Below are 23024 nucleotides of genomic sequence, written 5' to 3'. Positions count from 1 at the left end.
CGCTGGATCACTTCTTCTTCAGCTTCAGCTTGCCCAGAAGATTGCCGAACGGGGCCTTCTTCCTGGGCTTGATCTCACTCCGCCCGGTGAGAATGTGGGCGATCTCGCTGATCGAAGCGACGATGGGGCTCTTCGCGTCCATCTCGCCGAGCATGCGCCCGTTATTGGCGGCGTTGCCGAACAGGAGCGGCTCGAAGGGAATGACGGCCATCGGCGTGACGCCCAGCGGTTCGACGAAATCGGCAACCGAAATTTCGGGCCGCTTCGGAACGCCGGCCTGGTTGACGATCAATTTCGGGGGCCCGTCATTCGGCCTGATCTTCTTCAGCATGTCGACCAGGTTCTTGGCGTTGCGCAAATTGGCCAGTTCGGGCGTCACCGTGATGACGATCTCGTCTGCCTTCATCAGCGTGTTCCTGGTCCAGCCGTTCCAGACATGCGGAACGTCCAGCACGAGCAGCGGCGCGCTGCGTTGCGCCGTGTCGATGATCTGGGTGAAGGCGTCGATGTCGAAATCATAGACGCGATCAAGCGTCGAGGGTGCGGCAAGCAGCGAGAGCCGTTCGGCGCACTGCGCCAGCAGGCGGTCGAGATAGACCTCGTCGATGCGTTCCGGCGAGAATACGGCGTCGGCAATGCCTTGCGCAGGGTCCTGGTCGAAATTGATGTTGGCGGTGCCGAATGCGAGGTCCATGTCGGCGACCACGACCTCGGATGCGAAAAGGTTGGACATGGCCCAGGCTACATTGTGGGCGATGGTCGACGAGCCGACGCCGCCCTTGGCGCCGATGAAGGCGATCGACCGGCCGATCGGCTCGGCTTCCGGGTCAACGAAGATCGAGGAGATGACGCTGACGATGTCGGCCATCGAAATCGGCGCGACAACATATTCGGATATGCCCGTGCGGATCAGTTCCCGGTAGAGGCCGACGTCGTTGTAGTGGCCGATGACGACGACCTTGGTCGTCGGATCGCAGAATTCCGACAACTGACGAAGCCCGACGAGCAATTCCTTAGGCTCGCTGCGCGATTCCAGGATGATCAGGTTGGGCGTCGGCGCCGTCTGGTAAAACTCCACCGCAGTCGCAAGGCCGCCCATATGGACCTTCAGGTGGGCCTTGGACATGCGCCGGTCCTCGCCGGCGCGCTCGATCGGGTTGGCGATGCCTTCGGTTTCGCAAAATGCCTGCACCGAAATGCGCGGGACGGGACGCAGCGCGTGCATGGCAGCGATGTCCTGCTGCGCGATGTCGCCGTGTTCCAGTGTGGAGTCGTAGGCCAAATTGTTCATGTTTCACGCGCCCCCAAGGCTGCGACTGGATCAGTAGTCAACTTCCTGTGCAGGCACCGGAGCGAAGACATCCGCGTTCCGGTAGCCGTCGATGACCCGCCCGCGCCTTTCGGCGTCGATGCTGCTCTGCTTGCGCGGTCCGAGCAGATCGGACGGATTGGCGATCTGGGTGGCCAGATTGTTCTGATAGGAGCAGCCGAAATTCGCGTAATGCTTGTTTTCAGAGGTCTGCAGAAGGTCCTCCGGCCAGCGCCCGCATTTGCCGGTCTGCGCCTTCATGGCCGTGTAGGCGACGCGGATCGGAGCCGAGATTTCCGGCGTCGGCGCCTGATAAGAACTGATCAGGATACGGCTTTCGGGAACGCCGTTCGATTTAGCCAGCCTGGCGAAGTCGTGGCCGGCATGCGAGGCGGCCACGTCGTTGGCCGCGCCGACGGGCACCAGGATGCTCAAGGCGGGAGCGGCGCTGCGATCATAGTCCGCGAAGAAGCCTTCCAGAGAGGCGCGCTGGCCCGACGTCATGCCGCGGTCGCTGGCGCCGACGGGCAGGTCGATCACCTGGTCCTTTTCGGCGATCACGATCGGATGGTTGGTGCGATAATCGTCCGGGATCGCACCCACAACGACGCTGTCGCGCGGCCCGGCGCAGCCGGCGAGAAGTACCAGCGCCGCGACGCCGAGGACCGAAACGGCGGGCCGGCGGATACGCGTCGGGACAGCGACCTTGCGTCCGGCGTCCGTCCGGTTCTTCAACATTGCCTTAGACATTGCCTGATCCCCGATCATTTGTAGATGTAGCCGACCATGCCGTGGTAGCGACCATTCGGCCTGTCGGTCTTCATGGTGCCGTAAACGCGGTTGACCTTGCCGAGGAACATCCCGGCGCCGTCGCTCGCAGCATTAAAGTTGTCGTCCGGCTTGGCGAGCGCATTGCGCGCGGTTGGCTTGACCAGATAGGGCGTCACGATGATGACCAGCTCGGTCTCGTTGCGGACGAAATCGCGGCTCCTGAACAAGGTGCCCAGGACCGGGATCTTGGTCAGTCCGGGCAGGCCGTTCACCGCCTGCCTGACATCGTCGCGCACCAGGCCGGCGATCATCATCGACCCGCCGGAGGGCAGCTCGACCGTGGTATCGGCGAGACGCTTGCGGATGGACAGCATGTTCACCGTCAGGCCTCTGCCACCGCTGCCGAAGGCCGGGGATTCGTTGGTGGGTTCCGAGACGGCCGTACGAACTTTCAGACTGATGCGCCCTGGCGAGAGAACCACCGGCATGAACTCGAGGCCGATGCCATATTCGATCTTATCGTACGTGAGTTGCACATCACCATCTCGGTTCTCGTCGCTTCGTGCGCTGCTGATACCGTTCAGAACATTGAACTCGCCGCCGACCCGGAACGTGGCCTTTTCGCCCGACACCGCGGTCAAGGTGGGCTCCGCCAAGGTCTTCATGACACCGGCCTGCTCCATGGCCTGGAAATAGGCGTCGATCATCGTGCTGCCGACGCTGGCTATAGAGGCTTGAGAGGGAACGACGCTGCCCAGCCCCAGCGCGTTCTCGCTGATCGCACCCCAGCTGATCCCGTTGGAGGCTCCCTCCGCCATCAAGCCGACATTGAGCTGCTTCATTACATTGCGGCTGATTTCGGCGACCGTGACCTTGAGCGTGACCTGATCCTCGCCGACGATATTCAAGAGATTCACGATCTGGCTGGTGCGCCGTGCGGAATCCGGATTGTCGATGGCGACCCCGCCGTCGCTGGAACCGCCCGATGCGGTCTGCGAATACTGGCCCGTGGTCGCCTCGCCGCCGCTGACGAAGATGCCGGCAAGCTCGGCCGCGCGCTTGGCGTCGAGCGGCGTGTCGACCGTGCCTGTCAGCACCACATTGTCGTTGATGAGTTCGATGGTGATGTCGGAATTGGGGATGAAGCGCTTGATGTAGTCTTCGAGACCGGCGACATCGCGCTCGACAGCGAGATCAAGGCTCGTAATCTGCTCGCCATTGGGCCCGAAGACAAAGATGTTGGTTTCGCCAACGGCCTTGCCGAACAGGTAGATGCGGCGCGCCGTGCGGGTGACCGCATCGGCGACCGCCGGATTGGCGACCAGGATATCGTAGGCATCGCTGGGCAGGTCGATGACGACCGACTTGTTTAGGCCTAGCTTCACACGCTGGCTGGCGCCGGATGTGGACCCGATGTCCACCAACCCGTCGGTCAGGCCGGCGGCCTGGACGCCGACGATGCCGTCGAGGCTGGTGCCGGCAAGCAGCATCGCGCAGGCTGCAGCGATTGTCATGGCAGCCTTCGCGGCTGATTTGCGCGCGCCGGGCCGGGCCGCGACGGAAAAATTGCCGATCGTCATCATTTCCTGGCCCCCACTTCGGAAACTTCGCCCGATTTGATCAGCCGGACCGTGCCACGCCGGCCGTTGCCCGAAAGCAGGTAGTCGGCCTCACCCTGCGGCTCTTCCTGGGCGTCGGCGACCGAACGCAAGGCAAGCGTCAGGCGGTCGGCCATCTGCTGGGCGACGGTGATGATCTCGGCCTGCTGCGGGGTGAGTTCCAGCGTCGCCGTCTCGCCGACCTTGACGCGGCGGCCTTCCTCGTCTTCCTGGATGGCCTGGTCGATCGCCAGCACCTTGATGTTCTTGAGGATCGTCTCGGTAACGAAGCCTGAACCGGCGCTGCCGTTGGCGGCGTCGGAACGGCGCGTCATGATGACATCGACATAGTCGTTGGGGAGGATGAACCCGCCCGCCGACGTGTCCGCCGCAATCTGGGTGGCGACGGCCCGCGACCCGGACGGCAGGATCGAGGACATGAAGCTCTGGCCTTCGCCGACCAGCTTGGAACGGCGCAGGGGCTCGCCGGCATACATGGCGATCCTGGCCAGCGAGGCGCCGACCTTTTCGAGCGCGTCGGGTTCGGCCTCGCGGGTGATGAAATGCTCGTTGACCGCGTCGACCGGCCAAGCCTGCCAGGACAGTTGGCCGCCGACCGGGGCGCCCATTGGGACGTCTCCGGAAAGGACCAGCACTTCGGAGGTCTGGATGGAGGGCTGTTGCGGGCCGGCCTCCACGACGATCTCGGCCGGAGGCGCCGACATGTTCTTCGCCACGTAGCCGGCACCGCCAGCCGCGGCGACCGCCACGCCCAAAATGATCAATCTCGAAGCAGCCATCTGTCCCAGCCCACCCTTGGCAACCCACCCCAGTCAACCGGACATTGCATCGCCAATCGTCAAATTACGGTTAATGCAGTGCTTACGATCATGCTTAATTTAAAGTTTACTCAAATGCCGCCGATGCCGCCGAACAGAGACGACAAACAAAGAGGGCGGCCCGCCGAGCCGCCCTCTTTGTTGTCCAGCTTTCGGGATCAAATCGACGCCAGCCGCTCCAGCGCCCAGACCACCAGCGGTGAGCTGGGATAGGCGACAAGGCCGCCGAGACCAAGCGCGATCCCGTAGGGAATGCCGACGCCGTCGTCGGCGAAATGGCGCAGGAACATGTTGCGGCTGGTGAAGACCGCGAGCGCGGAACCGCGAAAACGCAGTATAGCAAATGTGATGACGCCGCCGAGGAAGGCGGAAATGACCAAATATTCGAGAAGGTGAATGTTGAAGCCGAGAAAGACGGCCGTCGCGGACATGAGCTTGGCGTCGCCGCCGCCCATGCCGCCGAGCGCGAAAAGCCCGAAGGTGACCGCAAGCACGAGGCCGCCGGCGGCGAAGTGCCAGCCATAGGTCGCCCAGTCCATGCCTGTGAATGGCGCGACGACCGCGAATGTCGCGACCAGCACCACCGAAACGCGGTTGGCGATGGTCATCGACAGCATGTCGGAAACAGCCGCGAAGACCATGCAGAAGGGGAAGACCACGAATATCAGCGCTTCGAGCATGACCTGTTCCAGATCCACGCCTTCGCCGAAGGGCGGCGGCGGGCGGCGGCGGTTGTCAAAGTAAAAAAGGCCGCCCTGTTGGGAGCGGCCTTTGGATTGCTGCGAAAGGCTTGGCAGCCCTTACGGGTTGGCCTCGTTGAGCTTGGTGGAGATACCGATGAACTTGGCGTTCAGCGTGTTACCGACTGCGCCGGCGCCAACGATGATGGCGAGGGCGATGAGGGCGGCGATCAGACCGTATTCGATTGCGGTCGCGCCGGACTCGTCCTTCACAAAACGTGCGATGAGGTTAGACATTGGAGAGCTCCTTACTCCACGTGTTACAGCACTTCCGTCAACTTTTTTGTGGGGTTGATCGGATGATCCGCAAACTACAAGCGAGCTCTTTCGATCGGCTTAATAAACAGCCTTACCGAATCCTTTCGGCCGCTTGCCGCCGCCTTTGGTTAACAGCCGGCTAAATCCGGAAAGCCCGCGAATGCCTGACAGGCCGCGGCAATTGCGCCCAGCGCCGGGCTTTTCGAGCCCTACTAGTAGAGAGGCCAAACGCCGCTGCCCGCCCGGTCGGATTTGCGGCCTGCGCGCTTAACCGTTGGTTCACCAATATGCTTCATCTTTCGTTGAACACTTCCTCCGCCTGGAGAATTGCAATGGCCGCGTCGAGAACCTCCTTTCGCATCGCCGGCGCGGCAGCGCTGCTGCTTGCAGCCTCCACGCTAGCCTCACATGCAGGCGAAGGGATCGAAGTGACCATGAACCAGGCCAAGATCGTCAAGCTTTCGCGCGCCGCCGACACGATCGTGATCGGAAACCCGGCGATCGCCGACGCGGCCGTGCAGGACGGCACCACTATCGTGCTGACAGGCAAGGGATTCGGCGTGACTAATCTCGTCATCCTCGACGAGGCGGGCAACCCGATCGTCGACGAACAGGTGACGGTGGCGCGGCAGACCGCTTCCTCGGTCCGCATCTACCGGCGCGCCAATCTCCAGACATTGTCGTGCACACCCTATTGCGAGAGTTCCTACAGAACCGATGCCGAGAAGGAATCGGACGCGGAACTCGGCGCGAGCCAGTAGCAGGCGTCGGCACCGAGTAAGCGGCGCACAATTCATGGTAACCGCAGGGTAAAGCCGGACAAGCCAATTCTATTGGCTATCAAAACCGGACTTCAACCGGTTTCCACTAATGTCCGGATGCAACGACTTTGCTCGGCGGGAACCGAAAATGATTGTCAACACAGATATGGACGGTGCGCGCAAGCGGCGCCGGGGCATACTATCCCGGTTCGCGCGAGACCGCAGCGGCGCCACCGCGATCGAGTTCACCGTGCTGGCGCTGCCTTTCGCGGCGCTGGTCTTCGCCATACTCGAGAGCTGCATCTCCTTTGCCGGGCAGCAGGTCATGTCCAACGTTACCGACGAAATCGCTCGCCGGTTGCGGACGGGACAGATCAGGGCCAGCGACGCCGAATTCACCCAGGTCAAGCTCGAGAACATGGTCTGCGAGCAATTGGAAATCATGGTCGCCGCAGGCTGCCCGGGGCTTCACGTCGATCTGCGCAGCTTCGACACGTTCGAGCAAAGCCGCGGCGCTGAAGATAATATATGAGGGCAGCAGCAACGAAACGCGGACCCTAGCGTCAAGTAATTTTACCTTCGATCCCGGTCCGTCGCAGTCCAAGAACGTTTTGCGGGTGTTCTACGAATGGCCCGTCATAACCGATTACATGCGCGCCAAAATGTCGAACCTGGCGGGCGGCAAGACGCTGCATTTCGCGACTGTCACGTGGCAAAACGAACCGTTCGACGATTGAGGGACGCTGTCGCGCCTGGCGCGAAACACGGGAAGGTCAGTGAAATGTCTGTTCGTGCGGGGGCACCAACCATGATATCGAAGCTCCTGGCTGGGGTCTGCCGGCTGATTCCGGATCGGCGCGGCGTGGCGGCGGTGGAATTTGCGCTGGTCGCGCCGCTGCTCCTGTGCATGTACTTCGTCACGATGGAGGTGGCACAGGGTATCGAGGCCAACAAGAAGGTCGGCCGGGTAGGCAGCATGGTGGCCGACCTGATCACCCAGCAATCCGAGATCACGCCGGACCAGCTCAAGGCGATCATGAAGATCGGCGAGTCGATCCTGCAACCCTACAACCGGTCCGCACCCAAGATCGTGGTGACCGCGATCCAAATCACGCCGGATCCAGGATCCAGGGTTCAGGTTGCGTGGTCGGGCAAGGTCGAAAACGGAGCCTACAGTGCGGCCGCCGCCGCCGGATCGGCGGCAACAGTGCCTACGGCGCTGAACATACCGAACACATTCCTCGTCCGCGTTGAAAGCTATCTGAACTACAAGCCGGTCATCACCTGGTCGGCCGAGGCCAAGCCGACGCTCGGTCTCACAGCCGCCTTCGACAATATCTCGATGAAGGAGACCTATTACCTGCGGCCGCGCATGAGCTCCACGATCGAATGTGAGGATTGCTGAGAAGGCATTCCAAGTTTGCGCCGGCCGGTTCCGGCGCTTGCGGCGGCGAATTGCCAAGGCTTGCTTCCGACCTTATGTCTGGGACGACCATCCGCAACAATGAACCGGACACTTCATGGCCCGCGCATTCCTGTTCGTCCTCGATTCCTTCGGCATCGGTGGAGCCGCTGACGCCGAGCGCTTCGGCGATTCCGGGTCGAACACCTTCGCCCACATCGCGGAGGCCTGCGCGGCCGGAAAGGCCGATCGCGAAGGGCTGCGGCGGGGTGCGCTGAAGGTTCCCAACATGCTGGCGCTGGGGCTCGGCCGCGCCGGGGCGCTCGCCGCTGGTTTCTCCTTCGGCCAAGATGCGCCGCAGCTTCTTCCCTCCTCTTTCCACGGCGCGGCCGACGAGGTGTCGAGCGGCAAGGATACGCCCTCCGGGCATTGGGAAATCGCGGCGGTGCCGGTGCCGTTCGAATGGGGCTATTTCGCGCAGACCGAACCCGCTTTCCCTGCCGCGCTGACGGACGCGATTATCAAGGAAGGCAATGTTCCGGGCATCCTCGGCAATTGCCATGCATCGGGGACGGAGATCATCGCGAGGTTCGGCGAGGAGCACATCCGTACCGGAAAGCCTATCTGCTACACCTCGGCCGACTCGGTGATCCAGATCGCCGCGCACGAGAGCCATTTCGGGCTTGAGCGTCTGTATGAACTTTGCCTGATCGTCAGGAAGCTGGTCGACCCGCTCAATATAGGGCGGGTGATCGCGCGGCCGTTCGACGGCGAGAGCCCGGCCGATTTCGAGCGGACGGCCAACCGGCGCGACTTCGCCGTACCGCCGCCGGAGCCGACGCTGCTCGACCGCCTCGTCGAACGCGGCAGCCGGGTCATCGGCATGGGCAAGATAGGCGATATCTTCGCGCATCGCGGTGTTTCGGTAGTGCGCAAGGCGGCCAGCAACATGGCCCTGTTCGACAAGACGCTGATCGCCATGGACGATGCCCGCGACGGCGACCTGGTGTTCGCCAATTTCGTCGATTTCGACACGCTTTACGGGCACCGGCGCGACATTGCCGGCTATGCGGCGGCGCTCGAGGAGTTCGACCGCCGTCTGCCGGAAGCGCTGGCGCGGCTGAAAAGCGGCGACCTCCTGCTCCTGACCGCCGATCATGGCTGCGATCCCTCCTGGCAGGGCAGCGACCATACGCGGGAGCGCGTGCCCATCATCGGCACATTGCCTGGAGCTTCGGGCGGACCGGTCGGCCTCAGGAATACCTTTGCCGATATAGGCGAAACGGTCGCCGAGCATCTCGGCCTGCCGCCCGGCCGCCACGGCGCGTCCTTCCATAAGACGATCTCGGCCCGTGCCTGAACTCCCCGAGGTCGAGACAGTCCGGCGAGGCCTGCAGCCGGCGATGGAAGGCGCCCGCATCGCGCGCGTCGAAACGCGGCGCCCCGACCTGCGCTTTCCGTTTCCCGAGCGCTTCGCCGAGCGGCTCGAAGGGCGCACGATCACCGCGCTCAGCAGGCGCGCAAAATACCTGACCGCGCATATCGACGGCGGTCCGGCGCTGATCTGCCATCTCGGAATGTCGGGTTCGTTCCGGGTGGAGGCGGAAGCCGAGAGCGAACCGCCGGGCGCATTTCACCACAACCGCTCCAAGGCGTCGGCGCACGACCATGTGGTGTTTCATATGGAGGCGCCAGGCCGCGATGCGGTGCGCGTGGTGTTCAACGATCCGAGGCGCTTCGGTTTCATGCTGTTTGCGGAAGGGGCCAGCAACGAACATCCGATGCTTGCCGGCCTCGGCATCGAGCCTACGGGAAACGCTCTTGACGGGCGGCTCCTCCAGGAACTTTTCCGCGGCAGGAAAGCGCCGCTCAAGGCCGCGCTGCTCGACCAAAGGCTGATCGCCGGGCTCGGCAATATATATGTCGCGGAGGCGCTGTGGCGCGCCGGGCTTTCTCCACTGCGCGCGGCGGGGACGATTGCCGAGCGGGGAAAGAAAGCCGCGGCCCGCGCGGAGGCGCTGGCGGATGCAGTGCGCTCGGTAATCGCTGACGCCATACAGGCGGGAGGGTCATCGCTGCGCGACTACATCCAGACAGACGGCTCGCTCGGCTATTTCCAGCATTCCTTCTCGGTTTACGGCCGGGAGGGCGAGCCCTGCCCGAAACCGGGCTGCGGCGGCCGGATCTCGCGGATCGTGCAGAGCGGCCGGTCGACATTCTATTGCCCGGCCTGCCAGCATTAGGCTACGTCTTGAAGAGCACACCCAGGGAGTTTCCGATGGCTTACGAAACGATCATCGTCGAAACGCGCGGCAAGGTCGGCCTTGTCACGCTCAACCGCCCGAAGGCGCTGAACGCGCTGAACTCGGCCGTGCTAGCCGAGGTGCTGGCGGCGATGCAGACCTTCGACGCCAATCCCCGGATCGGCGCCATGGTGATAACCGGCTCGGAGAAGGCATTCGCAGCCGGCGCGGACATCAAGGAGATGCAGTCGAAGAGCTATGTCGACGCTTATTTCGAGGATTTTTTCGCCGGCTGGGAGCAGTTTGCCCGTATCCGCAAGCCGGTGATCGCGGCGGTCGCCGGCTACGCGCTCGGCGGCGGCTGCGAATTGGCGATGATGTGCGACTTCATCATCGCCGCCGACAATGCGAAATTCGGCCAGCCGGAAATCACGCTTGGCGTGATGCCGGGCATGGGCGGGTCGCAACGCCTCACCCGCTTCGTCGGCAAGTCCAAGGCCATGGACATGTGCCTGACCGGCCGCATGATGGACGCGGCGGAGGCCGAGCGCTCCGGCCTCGTGTCGCGCGTGGTGCCCATGAGCGACCTTATCGAGGAAGCGCTTAAGGCCGCGGCCAAGATCGCCGAGTTCTCGCTGCCGGCGGTCATGATGGCGAAAGAGGCGGTCAACCGCTCCTACGAAACGACGCTGGCGGAAGGCCTACGCTTCGAGCGCCGGCTCTTTCACTCCATGTTCGCGCTGGAAGACCAGAAGGAAGGCATGGCTGCATTTACCGAAAAACGGTCCGCGAACTTCAGGAACCAGTGATACGGCAAAATCGCCGCCGAACGGCGTTGACGCGCCGGGAAAGCTGCACTATAAGCCGCGACAACCGAGGCGGCCTGTGGCTGCCCGTTTGTTTTTTGCGCCCCAGCTTGTCCGGGCGCCCATGCAGAGACACAAAGAGAGGCACCATGGCCAATACGTCTTCGGCCAAGAAGGCTACGCGCAAGATCGCACGTCGCACCGCGGTCAACAAAAATCGCCGTTCTCGAGTCCGGACCTATGTCCGCAAGGTCGAGGAAGCGCTCGCGTCCGGCGACAAGAGCGCGGCTGAGGCCGCCTTCCTCGCCGCACAGCCAGAACTGATGCGCGCCGCGACCAAGGGCGTCATGCACAAGAACACGGCATCCCGCAAGGTTTCGCGTCTGGCCAAGCGCCTCAAGACGCTGTCCGTCTAACCGTTCGGCGACGTTCCAATCCGACCAAACCCGGCCTAACCCGCCGGGTTTTTTCGTTTGCCGACAATGGGTTGTAAAATACCCGCAACAGGATGCCTCAGGGGAAGTCCCAAGAGTTGCAACTGTTTTGCCGGCATATGCAGGATTCCTGAAGTCCGGCAGCCGAAAACCCCATCTAGGAGGATAACTAGCCTGGCACGTTTTCCCTTGTAAAATCACAAGCTTACAGATGGTCATCCACAGCTTGTTCAATATGTCAGTGGATGATCCGGGGCAATTTGCTGTCAAGCAAATATTTTAAAAATATTTCCCGCGAGAGGCCGGATTCGGCAACCGGCGAGAAACGATTTGAATCCACACGCTTTTGTCGTTTGCGCGGCCGACGACGCTCCCGAGTCAAGCAATTCCCCAACCAGATTCCTTTAAAAATCCGTTAGCTGCGGCCTTGCCCTGTCCACAGCGATTTTTGTAATGTCTGTCTATCGAAAGGGGCGGGCCAAATGGCCTGACGACCTAGCTGGAAATCGCAGAATTAGAGCGTGGGGTTCATCTCTGCGAGCGGTCTGGGTTTGCCTTTTCGAGCGTAGGGGACTTGGGGCAAGACAAAATTCAGGAAGCGAGTGCGCTCTGGCTCTTTGCCGGAAACGAACTTCCTTTGCCTTGTTTGGGGTGAAGCCGGCGCGGGCGGGGACAAGCCCGTGCCGGCTATCAAGGAACCCATGTCGTCGGGCAGGTGCACGGCGAACGGGATCGACTGTCGACAACGCGCGGCGCGGCGTCGGCGGAAACAGAAATGAAACGAGGGATAGATCAATGCAAAGCGGCATCGAAGGAGACGCTAAGTCCGGCTTTCCTTTTCCTGGAAACCTGATCGGGGGGGACGGCATGGCAGCGTCGGGCAGCGCGGAAAAGGCATTCGACAGAGTGAAGGCGCAGCTCAAGGCGCGCCTGGGCGGTGAGGTCTATTCCAGCTGGTTCGGCCGCATGAAGGTCACCGAGGCTTCGAAAGGCGTGGTCAGGATCTCGGTTCCGACGGCATTCCTGCGCTCCTGGATCAACAGCCACTATCTCGACCTGATCTCCGAATTGTGGAAGCAGGAGGACCCGGATGTCCTCAAGATCGACATCGTGGTGCGCACGGCAACCCGCATGGCGCCGGGGGCAGGCGAAGCAGAGCCGTCCTTTCCCCGCAAGGCCGCACGGCCGGCGCATACCGCTTTGTCGGCAGGCACGGTTGCGACTGCCGCGATTGAGCGCGCCGCGCCGAACCGGACGAATGGCGTCGACACCGAATTCAGGCAGAGTGTCCTCGGCTCGCCGCTCGATCCGCGCTACACGTTCCAGTCATTCATAGAGGGGCCGTCAAACCGCGTGGCGCTTGCAGCGTCGCGGGCGGTGGCGGAATCGAACTCGCGGTTCAACCCGCTGTTCCTTCACGCGACCGTCGGGCTCGGCAAGACCCATCTCCTGCAGGCTATCGCTGCCGAGTCCCTCAAGCAGAACCCGAAATCGCGGGTCGTCTACCTGACGGCCGAATATTTCATGTGGCGCTTCGCCACCGCCATCCGTGACAACAATGCGCTGACGCTCAAGGAACAGTTGCGTGACATCGACCTCCTGATCATCGACGACATGCAGTTCCTGCAGGGGAAATCGATCCAGCATGAATTCTGCCATCTGATCAACATGCTGCTCGACAGCGCCAAGCAGGTCGTGGTGGCGGCCGACCGCCCCCCGTCCGAGCTGGAATCGCTCGAACCGCGCGTGCGCTCGCGGCTGAATGGAGGCGTGGCGCTGGAAATGTCGGCGCCCGACTTCGGCATGCGGCTCGGCATGCTGCAGCTTCGCCTGGCCAACGCCAAGGCCGAGGACCGCTCGCTCGACATATCGGAGGAAATCCTGACCCATGTGGCGCGCACCGTCACCGGCAGCGGCCGGGAACTGGAAGGCGCTTTCAACCAGCTCCTGTTCCGCCAGTCCTTCGAGCCGCAGATCACGATAGACCGCATCGACGAGATCCTCGGCCACATCTACCGCTCCGGCGAGCCGAAGCGGGTGCGCATCGAAGACATCCAGCGGATCGTGGCGCGGCACTACAATGTGTCGAAGACCGAGCTTCTGTCGAACCGGCGCACGCGCACCATCGTCAAGCCGCGGCAGATCGCGATGTACCTCGCCAAGGTGATGACGCCGCGCTCGCTGCCCGAGATCGGCCGGCGCTTCGGCGGCCGCGACCACACGACGGTGCTGCATGCAGTGCGCAAGATCGAAGATCTCTCGGGCGGCGACAACACGCTGGCGCAGGAACTGGAGCTGCTGCGGAGGCTGATCACCGACCAGGCCTGAATTCAGGTGAAGCCGGCCTGAACTCAATCCCGACGCGCCTGGCGCGGAAGGGCCGCCAGCGCCGGCTTATCCCCAGAAAGACCGCGGAACCGTACCCTTGCGGCTTCGCGGGCTTGCCTTTCGGAGAATTTTCCTGTCAGTCTGACTGCATTCTGTCCCTGTTGGGCCGTAAGCGGGAATCCGAGCCCGGAATTCCGTTCCTTCGTTCAAGCGAGCCTATTTCGTCATGCGTGTAATCCTGGAACGCTCAAACCTCCTGAAGTCGCTGAACCACGTTCATCGCGTGGTCGAACGGCGCAATACCATTCCGATCCTGTCCAACGTGCTGCTCGCCGCCGAGGGACAGAGCCTCGAACTGAAGGCGACAGACCTGGACCTCGAGATCACGGAGGCGACGGCGGCCAAGGTCGAGCGCGCCGGCGCCACCACCGTTCCGGCGCACCTGCTCTACGACATCGTGCGCAAGCTGCCGGAAGGCGCCGAGGTGATGCTGAAGACGGACGAGGACGGCAACGCCATGACTGTGGCCTCGGGCAGGTCGAGCTTCCGCCTGCAGTGCCTGCCGCAGTCGGATTTTCCGGAACTCTCTGCCGGCTCGTTCTCGCACATTTTCCGCCTGGAATCGGCGGCGCTCAAGGGACTGATCGACAAGACGCAGTTCGCGATCTCGACCGAAGAAACGCGCTACTATCTGAACGGCATCTATTTCCACGCCATCGAGACCGGCGGCAAATTGAAGCTGCGCTCGGTTGCGACCGACGGCCACCGCCTGGCGCGCGCCGAGATGGATGCGCCGGCGGGCTCCGAGGGCATGCCCGGCATCATCATACCGCGCAAGACCGTCAGCGAATTGCAGAAGCTCGTGGATGATCCGGACGTGGCGGTCACCACGGAACTTTCGGACACCAAGATCCGCTTCACAATCGGCAGCGTGATTTTGACCTCCAAGCTGATCGACGGCACGTTTCCGGATTATCAGCGCGTCATCCCGACCGGCAACGACAAGAAGCTAATCATCGACCGCGAGACCTTCGCGCGCGCCGTCGACCGTGTGTCGACGATTTCGTCGGAGCGCGGCCGCGCCGTGAAGCTGTCCATTTCCGACGGGCAGGTCACGCTGGCGGTGAACAATCCGGATTCGGGCAGCGCGACCGAGGAATTGGCCGCCGACTACTCCGCCGATCCGATCGAGATCGGCTTCAACGCAAAATACCTGCTGGATGTCGCCGCGCAGCTTTCCGGCAGCGAAGCGCGCTTCATGCTGGCTGATGCCGGGTCGCCGACCCTGATCCACGACATGTCGGACGAGCATGCGCTCTACGTGCTCATGCCGATGCGCGTCTAGGACGGGCCTGACCCGGACCGGAGCCCGACGTGGAAACGGTCCACATAAGCAGGCTCACGCTTGCCGATTTCCGCAACTACGCGGCGCTGGCGCTTGAGCTCAAGCCCGGACCGGTGGTTTTCACCGGCGAAAACGGCGCCGGCAAAACCAACTTGCTCGAAGCGATTTCCTTCCTGACACCGGGGCGCGGGCTGCGCCGCGCGCCCTATAGCGATGTCACCCGCGAGGGCAGCGCCGGCGGCTTTGCCGTCCACGCCAGCCTCGACGGGCCGGAGGGACCGGTGGAGATCGGCACGGGGACCGGCGGCGCGGAGGCAGAGGGCGGACGGCGGGTGCGCATAAACGGCGCCAACGCCCGCTCCGCCGAGGACATGCTGGAATGGCTGCGCGTCGTGTGGCTGACGCCGGCCATGGACGCGCTGTTCACCGGGCCGGCCGGCGAACGGCGGCGGTTCCTCGACCGGCTGGTGCTGGCAATCGACGCGCGCCACGGCCAGCGGGCGCTGGATTACGAGAAGGCGATGCGCGGGCGCAACCGGCTGCTCGGCGAGGATCTGCGCGATCGTTCATGGTTCGAGGCAATCGAGAGCCAGATGGCCGAGACCGGCGTGGCGATCGCGGCGGCACGGGTCGAACTGGTGCGGCTGCTTGCGGCGATGATCGAAAAGCTGCCCGACAGCGGGCCGTTTCCGCAGGCCGACATCAGCCTTGCCGGAACGCTAGAGGCGCGGATCGGGCTGGAGCCGGCGGTCGACACGGAGGAAGGTTTTCGCGAGGCGCTGGCGCAAGGGCGGGACCGCGACCGCGCAGCCGGCCGCACGCTGGAAGGGCCGCACCGCTCCGATCTGATCGTGCGCCATCGCCCCAAGGCGATGCCTGCGGAACTCTGCTCCACCGGCGAACAGAAGGCGCTGCTGGTCGGCATCGTGCTGTCGCACGCCAGGCTTTGCGGCGAGATGTCGGGGCAGGTGCCGATCCTGCTGCTCGACGAGATCGCCGCGCATCTCGACACCGGCCGGCGCGCCGCGCTGTTTTCCATCCTGGAGGAGTTGAACTGCCAGGTCTTCATGACCGGCACGGAGCCGGCGCTGTTTTCCAGCCTGAAAGGCAAGGCGCAGTTCCTGACCGTCGACCACGGCCGCGTCTTTCCGACGCTCGACGCCTGACAAGCGCTGCGGACCGGATTATGGTCGCGCCATGGATGCCCTGACGCCGCTTACCCCCGAGGAACTCGAACGCTATGCGCGCCACATCGTGCTGCCTGAAATCGGCGGCGCTGGCCAGCAGAAGCTGAAGCGGGCGCGCGTGCTGGTGATCGGGGCGGGCGGGCTCGGCGCGCCGGTGCTGCAGTATCTCGCGGCGGCCGGGATCGGCACGCTCGCCATCGTCGACAACGATCACGTCTCGCTGTCGAACCTGCAGCGGCAGGTGGTGCATGACACCCAGTCGATCGGCATGGCCAAGACTGAAAGCGCACGGGCGGCGATTTCCCGGATAAACCCGAACGTCATCGTCATCCTGCACGATCTACGCGTGACGGCGGCTAATGCCGCACAGCTTGTGTCGCAATACGACATCGTCGCCGACGGTTCGGACAATTTCGAGACGCGCTATGCGATCGCCGACGCCTGTGCGGCGGAAGGAAAGCCGCTGGTGCATGCGGCGGTCGGGCGCTTCGACGGCTCAATCACAGTGCTGAAACCGTTCGAGAGCGACGCGGAGGGACGACCCAATCCGAGTTATCGCGATCTCTTCCCTTCCCCGCCGCCGCCCGGCCTGGTGCCGTCCTGCGCGGAGGCCGGCATTCTGGGCGCGCTGACCGGTGTGGTCGGGACGCTGCAGGCGATGGAGGTCATCAAGCTCGTCACCGGCATAGGCGAGCCGCTGGTCGGAAGGCTGCTGCTCTACGATGCGCTTGCCGCGCGCTTCGACACTATGCGCTACAAGCGGGCATAGTCTGCATGCTTCGCCCTCCGCCCGTCCTGATCGAGCGGCTGCCCGCCGGTTTCGGCCGCTGGGAAGAAGTGCTTTCGCTGATCGCCCGGTCCTTCGCCTATATGGACGGTGTTATCGACCCGCCATCGTCCGCCCATCAGCTCACGGCGGAAGGTCTGCGCCGCAAGGCTGAGGACGAGACCGGATTTTTGGCGACGTGGGAGGGAAGGATCGTCGGCTGCGTCTTCGTGGTCGAGCGTGAGCGCGATTGCTACATAGGCAAGCTGGCGGTCGATCCGGAGCTTCAGGGCCAAGGGATCGGGAAACAACTCGTCGAGGCGGTCGAGGAATTCGCGGCGGCTGACGGGAAAATGGCGCTTGAGCTTCAGACGCGCATAGAGCTCACCGCCAATCATGCGGCATTCGCCCGGCTCGGCTTTCGCGAAACGGGCCGCACCGCGCATGACGGCTACGACCGGGCGACGTCGGTCACCATGCGCAAGGTGCTGCGGTGACGCTCGCGCTGTCGCCGGAAGAGCAAGCCGTCGCGGCGGGCGAGAATGGAAGCGGCGCGGCGATGGCGATGCGGATCGTGGCCGACAGCGCACGGCTGCTCGGCGCGCCGCGGCTGATCCCGATCGCCTCGGCGCATATCGACGGAGCGCTCTATCACGGCGATTCCGGCACGCTGTTTGCCGAAAAGCTGGTCGCAGGCGGCGCTCAGGTGGCGGTGCGGGCGACGCTGAATGTCGGCGCGCTCGACCTGATGGGCTGCTCGCGGGTGCGTCTGGAAGAGCCGGAGTGCGGCATGGCGCGGCGTATGATGGAGGCTTATCGCAAGCTCGGCTGCGAGCAGAGCTGGACCTGCGCGCCCTATCAGGCCGGCCACCGCCCGGCATTGGGCAGCGACGTCGCCTGGGGCGAATCCAATGCGGTCGCATTCTGCAACTCGGTGCTCGGCGCGCGCACAAACCGCTATGGCGACTTCCTCGACATCGCCTGCGCGATCAGCGGCCGTGCGCCCGACTACGGCCTGCACCGGCCGGAAAACCGCATCGCCACGCTTTTGTTCGATGTCAGCGCGCTGCCCACCGGCTTCATGGCGTCCGAGATCGCTTGGCCGGTACTCGGCAGCCTCTATGGCCGCGAGGTTGGGAATACGGTCGGGGTGATCGCCGGGGTGCGGGAACATCCGGGAGATGACGCACTGAAGGCATTCGGAGCTGCGGCGGCTTCGACCGGCGCGGTCGGGCTCTTTCATATCGCCGGGGTGACGCCGGAAGCGCCCGACATCGAGACGGCGCTGGGCTTCGCGCCGCCTGAAGCGACGATCCGCGTGATGCCTGACATGGTGGCGCAGGCGCAGGCGCGACTGTCGACGACCGAGGCGCCGGACGCAATCGATGCGGTGGCGATCGGCAGTCCGCATCTGTCGCCCGCCGAATTCGACACGCTTGAGCGGCTGATCGCCGGGCGGCGGCTCGCCGTGCCTATCCACGCCTGCACCGGCCGGCACGTGCTATCGGAACTGGAGAAGAGCGGGCGGCGGCAGGCGCTCGAGGCGCTGGGCGTGGTCATCGTCGCCGACACCTGCGTCGTCGTCACGCCGATACTGGCCGACATGCCGGGCGGCATCCTGATGACCAATTCAGGAAAATTCGCGCAATATGCGCCGGGCAATACCGGCTATTCGGTGCTTTACGGCTCGCTGGCCGACTGCGTGGAGAGCGCGGTTGTCGGCAGGCCTGTGTTTTCGGAAGTCTTTACGTGATCCCGGCCGTGCAGGGCGAGATCCTGGTTCCGGGCGTCGCAGGCGAAGGCCGGGCGCTGGTGCTGACTGCGCCGATCAGCTTCTGGGGCGGCATCGACCCGAAGAGCGGGCGCATCGCCGACGTGCGCCACCCGCAATGCGGCGAGACGATTTCCGGGAAGGTGCTGTTCCTACCCGGCACCATCGGCTCCTCGTCGGCCTCGGCGGTGTTGATGGAACTGGTCCACAATGGCCATGCGCCGGCGGCACTCGTGCTGCACGAGCCGGATGCGATCCTGCTGCTGGGGCTGATCGTCGCCCGCGAGATGGGCTGGCAGACGCCGGTGGCCGTGAGAATGGACAGGAGCCGCTTCGCCGGCTTCTCGGGCAGCGAGGTCGCGGTTTCGCAGGACGGCATTGTGACGGCGGAGGAGCCGGGCTGACGCAAAAACAAAAACGGGCGCGCCTTGCGGCGCGCCCGTTTGTTGGTTCAGCGTACGGAAAATCAGGCGGCGGTCTCTTCGCCTTCGGTCCGCTTCTCGCGTGCGATTTCCTTGCCCGTCTCCTGGTCGACAACCTTCATCGACAGGCGGACCTTGCCGCGCTCGTCGAAGCCCATCAGCTTGACGAAGACCTTGTCGCCTTCCTTGACCACGTCCGAAGTCTTGGCAACGCGGTCGTTGGCAAGCTGCGAGATGTGGACGAGGCCGTCCTTCGGGCCGAAGAAGTTCACGAAAGCGCCGAAGTCGGCAGTCTTGACGACCGTGCCTTCGTAGATTTCGCCGACTTCCGGCTCGGCGACGATGGTGTGGATCCACTTCTTCGCCGCCTCGATCTCCTTGGCGTTCGACGAAGCGATCTTGACCGTGCCGTCGTCCTCGATGTTGATCTTGGCGCCGGTCTTCTCGACGATCTCACGGATGACCTTGCCGCCCGAGCCGATCACGTCGCGGATCTTGTCGGTCGGGATATGCATGACCTCGATGCGCGGCGCGAACTCGCCGAGTTCCGAACGGCCCTCGGCGATCGCCTTGGACATTTCGCCGAGGATGTGCACGCGGCCTTCCTGCGCCTGGGCGAGCGCGACCTTCATGATCTCCTCGGTGATGCCTTCGATCTTGATGTCCATCTGCAGCGCAGTGATGCCGCCCTGCGTACCGGCCACCTTGAAATCCATGTCGCCGAGGTGATCCTCGTCGCCGAGAATGTCGGAAAGGACGGCGAAGCGCTCGCCTTCCTTGATCAGACCCATGGCGATGCCGGCAACCGGCTTAGCCAGCGGCACACCGGCATCCATCAGCGCCAGCGAGGTGCCGCAGACGGTAGCCATCGACGACGAACCGTTGGATTCGGTGATCTCCGACACGACGCGCAGCGTGTAAGGGAAGGATTCCGTTGCCGGCAGCATCGGACGAATAGCGCGCCAGGCGAGCTTGCCGTGGCCGATTTCGCGGCGGCCGGGCGAACCCATACGGCCGGTCTCGCCTACCGAATAGGGCGGGAAGTTGTAGTGAAGGAGGAACTTCTCCTTGTACATGCCGGTCAGCGAATCGACGTACTGCTCGTCCTCGCCGGTACCCAGCGTGGCGACAACGATCGCCTGGGTCTCGCCGCGGGTGAACAGCGCCGAACCGTGGGTGCGCGGCAGGATGCCGACTTCGGACACGATCTGGCGGACGGTCTTCAAGTCGCGGCCATCGATGCGCGAACCGGTATCAAGGATGTTCCAGCGCACGATCTTGGCCTGGAGTTCCTTGAACACGGTCGCGACCTGTTCGGAAGAGTACTTTGCTTCCTCGCCCTCGGCCGGAGCGAATGCAGCCTTGACCTTGGTCTTGGCGGCGTCGACGGCGGCATAGCGGGTCTGCTTGTGGGTGATCTTGTAGGCCTCGCGCAGGTCGCCTTCTATCAGCGCCAGCATCTCGGTCTCGAGATCGGCGTAGCTCGGCGGGGTAAAATCGCGCGGGTCCTTGGCGGCCACTTCGGCGAGCTTGATGATCGCGTCGATGACCGGCTGGAAGCCCCTGTGGCCGAACATGACGGCGCCGAGCATGACGTCCTCGGGAAGCTCCTTGGCTTCCGATTCGACCATGAGAACGGCTTCACCGGTTCCTGCGACGATGAGGTCGAGCTTCGATTCCTCCATCTCGTCGACATGCGGGTTGAGCACATATTCGCCGTTGATGTAGCCGACGCGGGCGCCGCCGATCGGGCCCATGAAGGGCACGCCCGAAAGCGTCAGCGCGGCCGAGGTGGCGACGATCGACAGGATGTCCGGATCGTTCTCCAGGTCGTGCTGGACGACGGTGACGACGACCTGCGTGTCGTTCTTGTAGCCGTCCGCGAAGAGCGGGCGGATCGGGCGGTCGATGAGGCGGGAAACCAGCGTTTCCTTCTCGCTCGGACGGCCTTCACGCTTGAAATAGCCGCCCGGGATCTTGCCGGCGGCGTAGGTCTTTTCCTGATAGTTGACGGTCAGCGGGAAGAAGTCGAAGCCCGGCTTCGGCTCCTTGGCCGAAACGACGGTGGCGAGCACGACGGTTTCGCCGTAGGTGGCGAGAACGGCGCCGTCGGCCTGGCGGGCGATCTTGCCGGTTTCCAGAACGAGCGGACGGCCCGCCCATTCGATCTCTACTCTGTGATGATTGAACATATCTTGTCCTTGCGTAATGCGGAAAGGGCCGCGAACATGCGCGGCATCCTTCTCCTGGCTTGTTTTAGACGAGCCACGGGCAAGACAACGGGGTGTCTGGACAGTCGGCGTTCAAATCAACGCCCCAGGCATCCTGCAATCCTGCCCCATGACCGTCTCATGAGGCGGTTCCGACGCTGCCCTCTGCCGCGTCCGGAACCTGTTCGGGCATGATCCCTCGGTCATGTCCTGACGGGCAGCCTTTTAACGGGCGGCCCGGATAAGCGAACGGCGGACTTCGATGAAGTCCGCCGTTCCGGTAGTTAGCGGCGCAGACCGAGCTTCTCGATCAGCGTCTGGTAGCGGCCTTCTTCGCGCGACTTGAGGTAGTCGAGCAGACGGCGGCGCTGCGAAACGAGTGCGAGCAGACCACGGCGGGAGTGATTGTCCTTCTTGTGGTCCTTGAAGTGTTCGGTCAGGTTCTTGATGCGCTCGGAAAGAATGGCAACCTGGACTTCCGGCGAACCGGTGTCGCCCTTGGCGGCCGCAAATTCCGTCATCAGTTCCTGTTTGCGTTCAGCGGTAATCGACATCGTGCTTTTCCTTTCGAATTTGAGGAAACGGGACGCCCTCAGCCGGGATGTCGTCCAGCAGGGGCCGGTGTACATCGCGCCTCTTGCGCAATGCTGCGGCGCATATAGTGCAAAACCGTACGGAAAGCCAGAGCGAATCCAAACCGGCAAACAATCGGCGCTGGCGAGCCTGCGGTGGCTCAGGTCAAAGCCATTTCTTCCAGCGGAAGAAGCCGACAAGCGAGAGCGCGATAAAGACCATCATGCCCAGCGCGATCGGATAACCGTAATAGCTCAAGAGTTCCGGCATGTTCCAAGGCGAGGCGCCGGGATCGAAATTCATGCCCCATATGCCGGCCAGAAAGGTCAGCGGGATGAAGATCGCCGAGACGATGGTCAGGAAGCTGATCACGTCGTTGGTGCGCGCCTGGCTCAGCGAAAGGTGCATCTCGATCAACCCGGTCAGCATGTCGCGGTGCATCTCGACGACCTCGATCAGCCGGACCGAATGGTCGTGGGTGTCGTTGAGATAGACCTTGGTTTCGGGATGGATGAAGGGCACCTCGGCGCGCAGCAGGCCGGCGAGCGCGTCGCGGAGCGGCCATAGCGCCCGCTTGAGCACGATCATGCCGCGCTTGAGTTCGTGCAGTTCGCGCATCTGCCGGTGGCTGACGCCGCTCAGCATCTCGTCCTCAAGGCCGTCGATCCTTTCGCCCTTCGTTTCCAGGATGGGGAAATAGCTGTCGACGATCGCGTCGATCAGCGCATAGGCGAGATAGTCGGCCTTGCGCGTGCGCAGCCGGTTGGGCAGCGCCGCCTGGATGCGCTTGCGCACCGGCCCGAAAGGGTCGCCCTCGCGCTCCTGGAAGGTGACCACGAAATTCTCGCCGAAGAAAAGCGAGATCTGCTCGTACCGACCGGCGAGCGCGTCGTCGATCATGGAGATCACGACGAAGGCGTGATCGTCGAAGAAATCGACCTTCGGGCGCTGGCCGGTATTGACCGTATCCTCGAGCGCGAGAGGGTGCAGCTTGAAGATCGCACCGATCTCGGCGATGAGGTCGACATTGGCGAGGCCGACGCAATCGAGCCAGATGACCGGCCATTCGGCGCAGCTCTCGGCGACATCCTTGAGGCTGGCGTCCTTGATGAACCGGAACTCGTCGGGCGAGATCAGGGTGAAGCTGAGCGCCGACTGGCGGGCGGCGGGATGGACGATCAGGGTGCCGGGCGAAGCGCCGACCGGCGAACGCTTGGCCTTCCGCGGGGGTCGCCTCGCTACAGTCTCAGCCTTCGCCATA

General features: G+C 63.5%; 23 protein-coding genes. 14 read left to right on the top strand and 9 right to left on the bottom strand.

The genetic code is table 11. The features are described from left to right. Window positions 1-7 precede the first annotated feature (7 nt). The 6 genes from ACG873_RS28160 to ACG873_RS28135 form a co-directional block, all read right to left on the bottom strand. Window positions 8-1291 carry an AAA family ATPase gene (locus ACG873_RS28160; RefSeq protein ID WP_394889084.1) on the bottom strand — a complete coding sequence of 428 codons (1284 nt, stop codon included), beginning with the start codon at window positions 1289-1291 and terminating at the stop codon, window positions 8-10. Between the two features lie 30 nt (window positions 1292-1321). Next, window positions 1322-2059, bottom strand: a complete 738-nt coding sequence (locus ACG873_RS28155; protein WP_394889083.1) for a CpaD family pilus assembly protein — start codon at window positions 2057-2059, stop codon at window positions 1322-1324. A 14-nt stretch (window positions 2060-2073) separates the two neighbouring features. Beyond that, on the bottom strand, window positions 2074-3663 hold the full coding sequence (locus tag ACG873_RS28150) for a type II and III secretion system protein family protein (RefSeq protein WP_394889081.1): 1590 nt from the start codon (window positions 3661-3663) through the stop codon (window positions 2074-2076). Continuing rightward, complete coding sequence (gene cpaB / locus ACG873_RS28145; RefSeq protein ID WP_394889080.1) at window positions 3660-4478, bottom strand: Flp pilus assembly protein CpaB; 819 nt, start codon at window positions 4476-4478, stop codon at window positions 3660-3662. The genes ACG873_RS28150 and cpaB overlap by 4 nt, the downstream gene beginning before the upstream one ends. 197 nt (window positions 4479-4675) lie before the next feature. Further along, window positions 4676-5197 carry an A24 family peptidase gene (locus ACG873_RS28140; protein WP_394893748.1) on the bottom strand — a complete coding sequence of 174 codons (522 nt, stop codon included), beginning with the start codon at window positions 5195-5197 and terminating at the stop codon, window positions 4676-4678. A 120-nt stretch (window positions 5198-5317) separates the two neighbouring features. Beyond that, the gene (locus tag ACG873_RS28135) at window positions 5318-5494 is read right to left on the bottom strand and encodes a Flp family type IVb pilin (RefSeq protein WP_394889078.1); all 177 of its coding nucleotides are present in this window, start codon (window positions 5492-5494) and stop codon (window positions 5318-5320) included. 353 nt (window positions 5495-5847) lie between these two features. Between ACG873_RS28135 and ACG873_RS28130 the strand changes: the two genes are divergently transcribed. From ACG873_RS28130 to ACG873_RS28065, 14 genes are all read left to right on the top strand, one after another. Then, window positions 5848-6276 (top strand): pilus assembly protein N-terminal domain-containing protein, encoded by a 429-nt coding sequence (locus ACG873_RS28130; RefSeq protein WP_394889077.1) that lies wholly within the window; start codon window positions 5848-5850, stop codon window positions 6274-6276. A 148-nt stretch (window positions 6277-6424) separates the two neighbouring features. Further along, entirely contained in the window at window positions 6425-6808 is a 384-nt protein-coding gene (locus ACG873_RS28125; RefSeq protein WP_394889075.1) for a TadE/TadG family type IV pilus assembly protein, read from the top strand. A 276-nt stretch (window positions 6809-7084) separates the two neighbouring features. After that, a complete protein-coding gene (locus tag ACG873_RS28120; protein WP_394889074.1) occupies window positions 7085-7681 on the top strand; it encodes a TadE/TadG family type IV pilus assembly protein in 597 nt (198 codons plus the stop codon). Window positions 7682-7796: 115 nt separating this feature from the next. After that, window positions 7797-9038, top strand: a complete 1242-nt coding sequence (locus tag ACG873_RS28115) for a phosphopentomutase (RefSeq protein ID WP_394889073.1) — start codon at window positions 7797-7799, stop codon at window positions 9036-9038. Then, the gene (gene mutM, locus ACG873_RS28110) at window positions 9031-9921 is read left to right on the top strand and encodes a bifunctional DNA-formamidopyrimidine glycosylase/DNA-(apurinic or apyrimidinic site) lyase (RefSeq protein ID WP_394889071.1); all 891 of its coding nucleotides are present in this window, start codon (window positions 9031-9033) and stop codon (window positions 9919-9921) included. The genes ACG873_RS28115 and mutM overlap by 8 nt, the downstream gene beginning before the upstream one ends. A 35-nt stretch (window positions 9922-9956) precedes the next feature. Then, window positions 9957-10730: an enoyl-CoA hydratase gene (locus ACG873_RS28105; RefSeq protein ID WP_394889069.1), complete on the top strand. Its 774-nt coding sequence runs from the start codon at window positions 9957-9959 to the stop codon at window positions 10728-10730. 146 nt (window positions 10731-10876) lie between these two features. Continuing rightward, entirely contained in the window at window positions 10877-11143 is a 267-nt protein-coding gene (gene rpsT, locus ACG873_RS28100) for a 30S ribosomal protein S20 (RefSeq protein WP_394889068.1), read from the top strand. An 813-nt stretch (window positions 11144-11956) separates the two neighbouring features. Further along, window positions 11957-13489, top strand: coding sequence for a chromosomal replication initiator protein DnaA (dnaA, locus tag ACG873_RS28095; RefSeq protein WP_394889066.1), 1533 nt, complete (start codon window positions 11957-11959; stop codon window positions 13487-13489). A gap of 226 nt (window positions 13490-13715) precedes the next feature. Beyond that, the gene (gene dnaN, locus ACG873_RS28090; RefSeq protein WP_394889065.1) at window positions 13716-14834 is read left to right on the top strand and encodes a DNA polymerase III subunit beta; all 1119 of its coding nucleotides are present in this window, start codon (window positions 13716-13718) and stop codon (window positions 14832-14834) included. A 29-nt stretch (window positions 14835-14863) separates the two neighbouring features. After that, a complete protein-coding gene (gene recF / locus ACG873_RS28085; RefSeq protein WP_394889064.1) occupies window positions 14864-16000 on the top strand; it encodes a DNA replication/repair protein RecF in 1137 nt (378 codons plus the stop codon). Between the two features lie 31 nt (window positions 16001-16031). Continuing rightward, window positions 16032-16790, top strand: coding sequence for a molybdopterin-synthase adenylyltransferase MoeB (locus tag ACG873_RS28080; protein ID WP_394889063.1), 759 nt, complete (start codon window positions 16032-16034; stop codon window positions 16788-16790). 5 nt (window positions 16791-16795) lie between these two features. Then, window positions 16796-17284 carry a GNAT family N-acetyltransferase gene (locus ACG873_RS28075; protein WP_394889061.1) on the top strand — a complete coding sequence of 163 codons (489 nt, stop codon included), beginning with the start codon at window positions 16796-16798 and terminating at the stop codon, window positions 17282-17284. Next, window positions 17281-18540 carry an aconitase X gene (locus tag ACG873_RS28070; protein WP_394889060.1) on the top strand — a complete coding sequence of 420 codons (1260 nt, stop codon included), beginning with the start codon at window positions 17281-17283 and terminating at the stop codon, window positions 18538-18540. Before ACG873_RS28075 ends, ACG873_RS28070 begins: the two co-directional genes overlap by 4 nt. Continuing rightward, window positions 18537-18962, top strand: a complete 426-nt coding sequence (locus ACG873_RS28065) for an aconitase X swivel domain-containing protein (RefSeq protein WP_394889059.1) — start codon at window positions 18537-18539, stop codon at window positions 18960-18962. Before ACG873_RS28070 ends, ACG873_RS28065 begins: the two co-directional genes overlap by 4 nt. Before the next feature lie 62 nt (window positions 18963-19024). On the opposite strand, the gene pnp is transcribed toward ACG873_RS28065, so the two are convergent. From pnp to corA, 3 genes are all read right to left on the bottom strand, one after another. Beyond that, window positions 19025-21172, bottom strand: a complete 2148-nt coding sequence (gene pnp, locus ACG873_RS28060; RefSeq protein WP_394889058.1) for a polyribonucleotide nucleotidyltransferase — start codon at window positions 21170-21172, stop codon at window positions 19025-19027. Window positions 21173-21474: 302 nt separating this feature from the next. Beyond that, complete coding sequence (gene rpsO, locus ACG873_RS28055; protein WP_394889057.1) at window positions 21475-21744, bottom strand: 30S ribosomal protein S15; 270 nt, start codon at window positions 21742-21744, stop codon at window positions 21475-21477. Between the two features lie 184 nt (window positions 21745-21928). Continuing rightward, the gene (corA, locus tag ACG873_RS28050) at window positions 21929-23023 is read right to left on the bottom strand and encodes a magnesium/cobalt transporter CorA (protein WP_394889055.1); all 1095 of its coding nucleotides are present in this window, start codon (window positions 23021-23023) and stop codon (window positions 21929-21931) included. Window position 23024 lies beyond the last annotated feature (1 nt).

The sequence above is a fragment of the Allomesorhizobium aridi genome (genome assembly GCF_043769475.1).
Classification (GTDB): Bacteria; Pseudomonadota; Alphaproteobacteria; order Rhizobiales; family Rhizobiaceae; genus Allomesorhizobium.
Note: the sequence above shows the minus strand (reverse complement) of the source record. Positions and strands in the feature narration are given on the sequence as shown.

What these genes read in the sequence shown, in the direction of transcription:
- ACG873_RS28135 (WP_394889078.1), bottom strand. Translation starts at nt 5,494, where the DNA reads ATGTCTAACCTCATCGCACGTTTTGTGAAGGACGAGTCCGGCGCGACC.
- ACG873_RS28105 (WP_394889069.1), top strand. Translation starts at nt 9,957, where the DNA reads ATGGCTTACGAAACGATCATCGTCGAAACGCGCGGCAAGGTCGGCCTT.
- rpsO (WP_394889057.1), bottom strand. Translation starts at nt 21,744, where the DNA reads ATGTCGATTACCGCTGAACGCAAACAGGAACTGATGACGGAATTTGCG.
- ACG873_RS28120 (WP_394889074.1), top strand. Translation starts at nt 7,085, where the DNA reads ATGATATCGAAGCTCCTGGCTGGGGTCTGCCGGCTGATTCCGGATCGG.
- ACG873_RS28130 (WP_394889077.1), top strand. Translation starts at nt 5,848, where the DNA reads ATGGCCGCGTCGAGAACCTCCTTTCGCATCGCCGGCGCGGCAGCGCTG.
- ACG873_RS28150 (WP_394889081.1), bottom strand. Translation starts at nt 3,663, where the DNA reads ATGATGACGATCGGCAATTTTTCCGTCGCGGCCCGGCCCGGCGCGCGC.
- corA (WP_394889055.1), bottom strand. Translation starts at nt 23,023, where the DNA reads ATGGCGAAGGCTGAGACTGTAGCGAGGCGACCCCCGCGGAAGGCCAAG.
- pnp (WP_394889058.1), bottom strand. Translation starts at nt 21,172, where the DNA reads ATGTTCAATCATCACAGAGTAGAGATCGAATGGGCGGGCCGTCCGCTC.
- rpsT (WP_394889068.1), top strand. Translation starts at nt 10,877, where the DNA reads ATGGCCAATACGTCTTCGGCCAAGAAGGCTACGCGCAAGATCGCACGT.
- ACG873_RS28140 (WP_394893748.1), bottom strand. Translation starts at nt 5,197, where the DNA reads ATGCTCGAAGCGCTGATATTCGTGGTCTTCCCCTTCTGCATGGTCTTC.
- ACG873_RS28080 (WP_394889063.1), top strand. Translation starts at nt 16,032, where the DNA reads ATGGATGCCCTGACGCCGCTTACCCCCGAGGAACTCGAACGCTATGCG.
- dnaA (WP_394889066.1), top strand. Translation starts at nt 11,957, where the DNA reads ATGCAAAGCGGCATCGAAGGAGACGCTAAGTCCGGCTTTCCTTTTCCT.
- ACG873_RS28075 (WP_394889061.1), top strand. Translation starts at nt 16,796, where the DNA reads ATGCTTCGCCCTCCGCCCGTCCTGATCGAGCGGCTGCCCGCCGGTTTC.
- ACG873_RS28125 (WP_394889075.1), top strand. Translation starts at nt 6,425, where the DNA reads ATGATTGTCAACACAGATATGGACGGTGCGCGCAAGCGGCGCCGGGGC.
- cpaB (WP_394889080.1), bottom strand. Translation starts at nt 4,478, where the DNA reads ATGGCTGCTTCGAGATTGATCATTTTGGGCGTGGCGGTCGCCGCGGCT.
- ACG873_RS28155 (WP_394889083.1), bottom strand. Translation starts at nt 2,059, where the DNA reads ATGTCTAAGGCAATGTTGAAGAACCGGACGGACGCCGGACGCAAGGTC.
- dnaN (WP_394889065.1), top strand. Translation starts at nt 13,716, where the DNA reads ATGCGTGTAATCCTGGAACGCTCAAACCTCCTGAAGTCGCTGAACCAC.
- ACG873_RS28160 (WP_394889084.1), bottom strand. Translation starts at nt 1,291, where the DNA reads ATGAACAATTTGGCCTACGACTCCACACTGGAACACGGCGACATCGCG.
- ACG873_RS28115 (WP_394889073.1), top strand. Translation starts at nt 7,797, where the DNA reads ATGGCCCGCGCATTCCTGTTCGTCCTCGATTCCTTCGGCATCGGTGGA.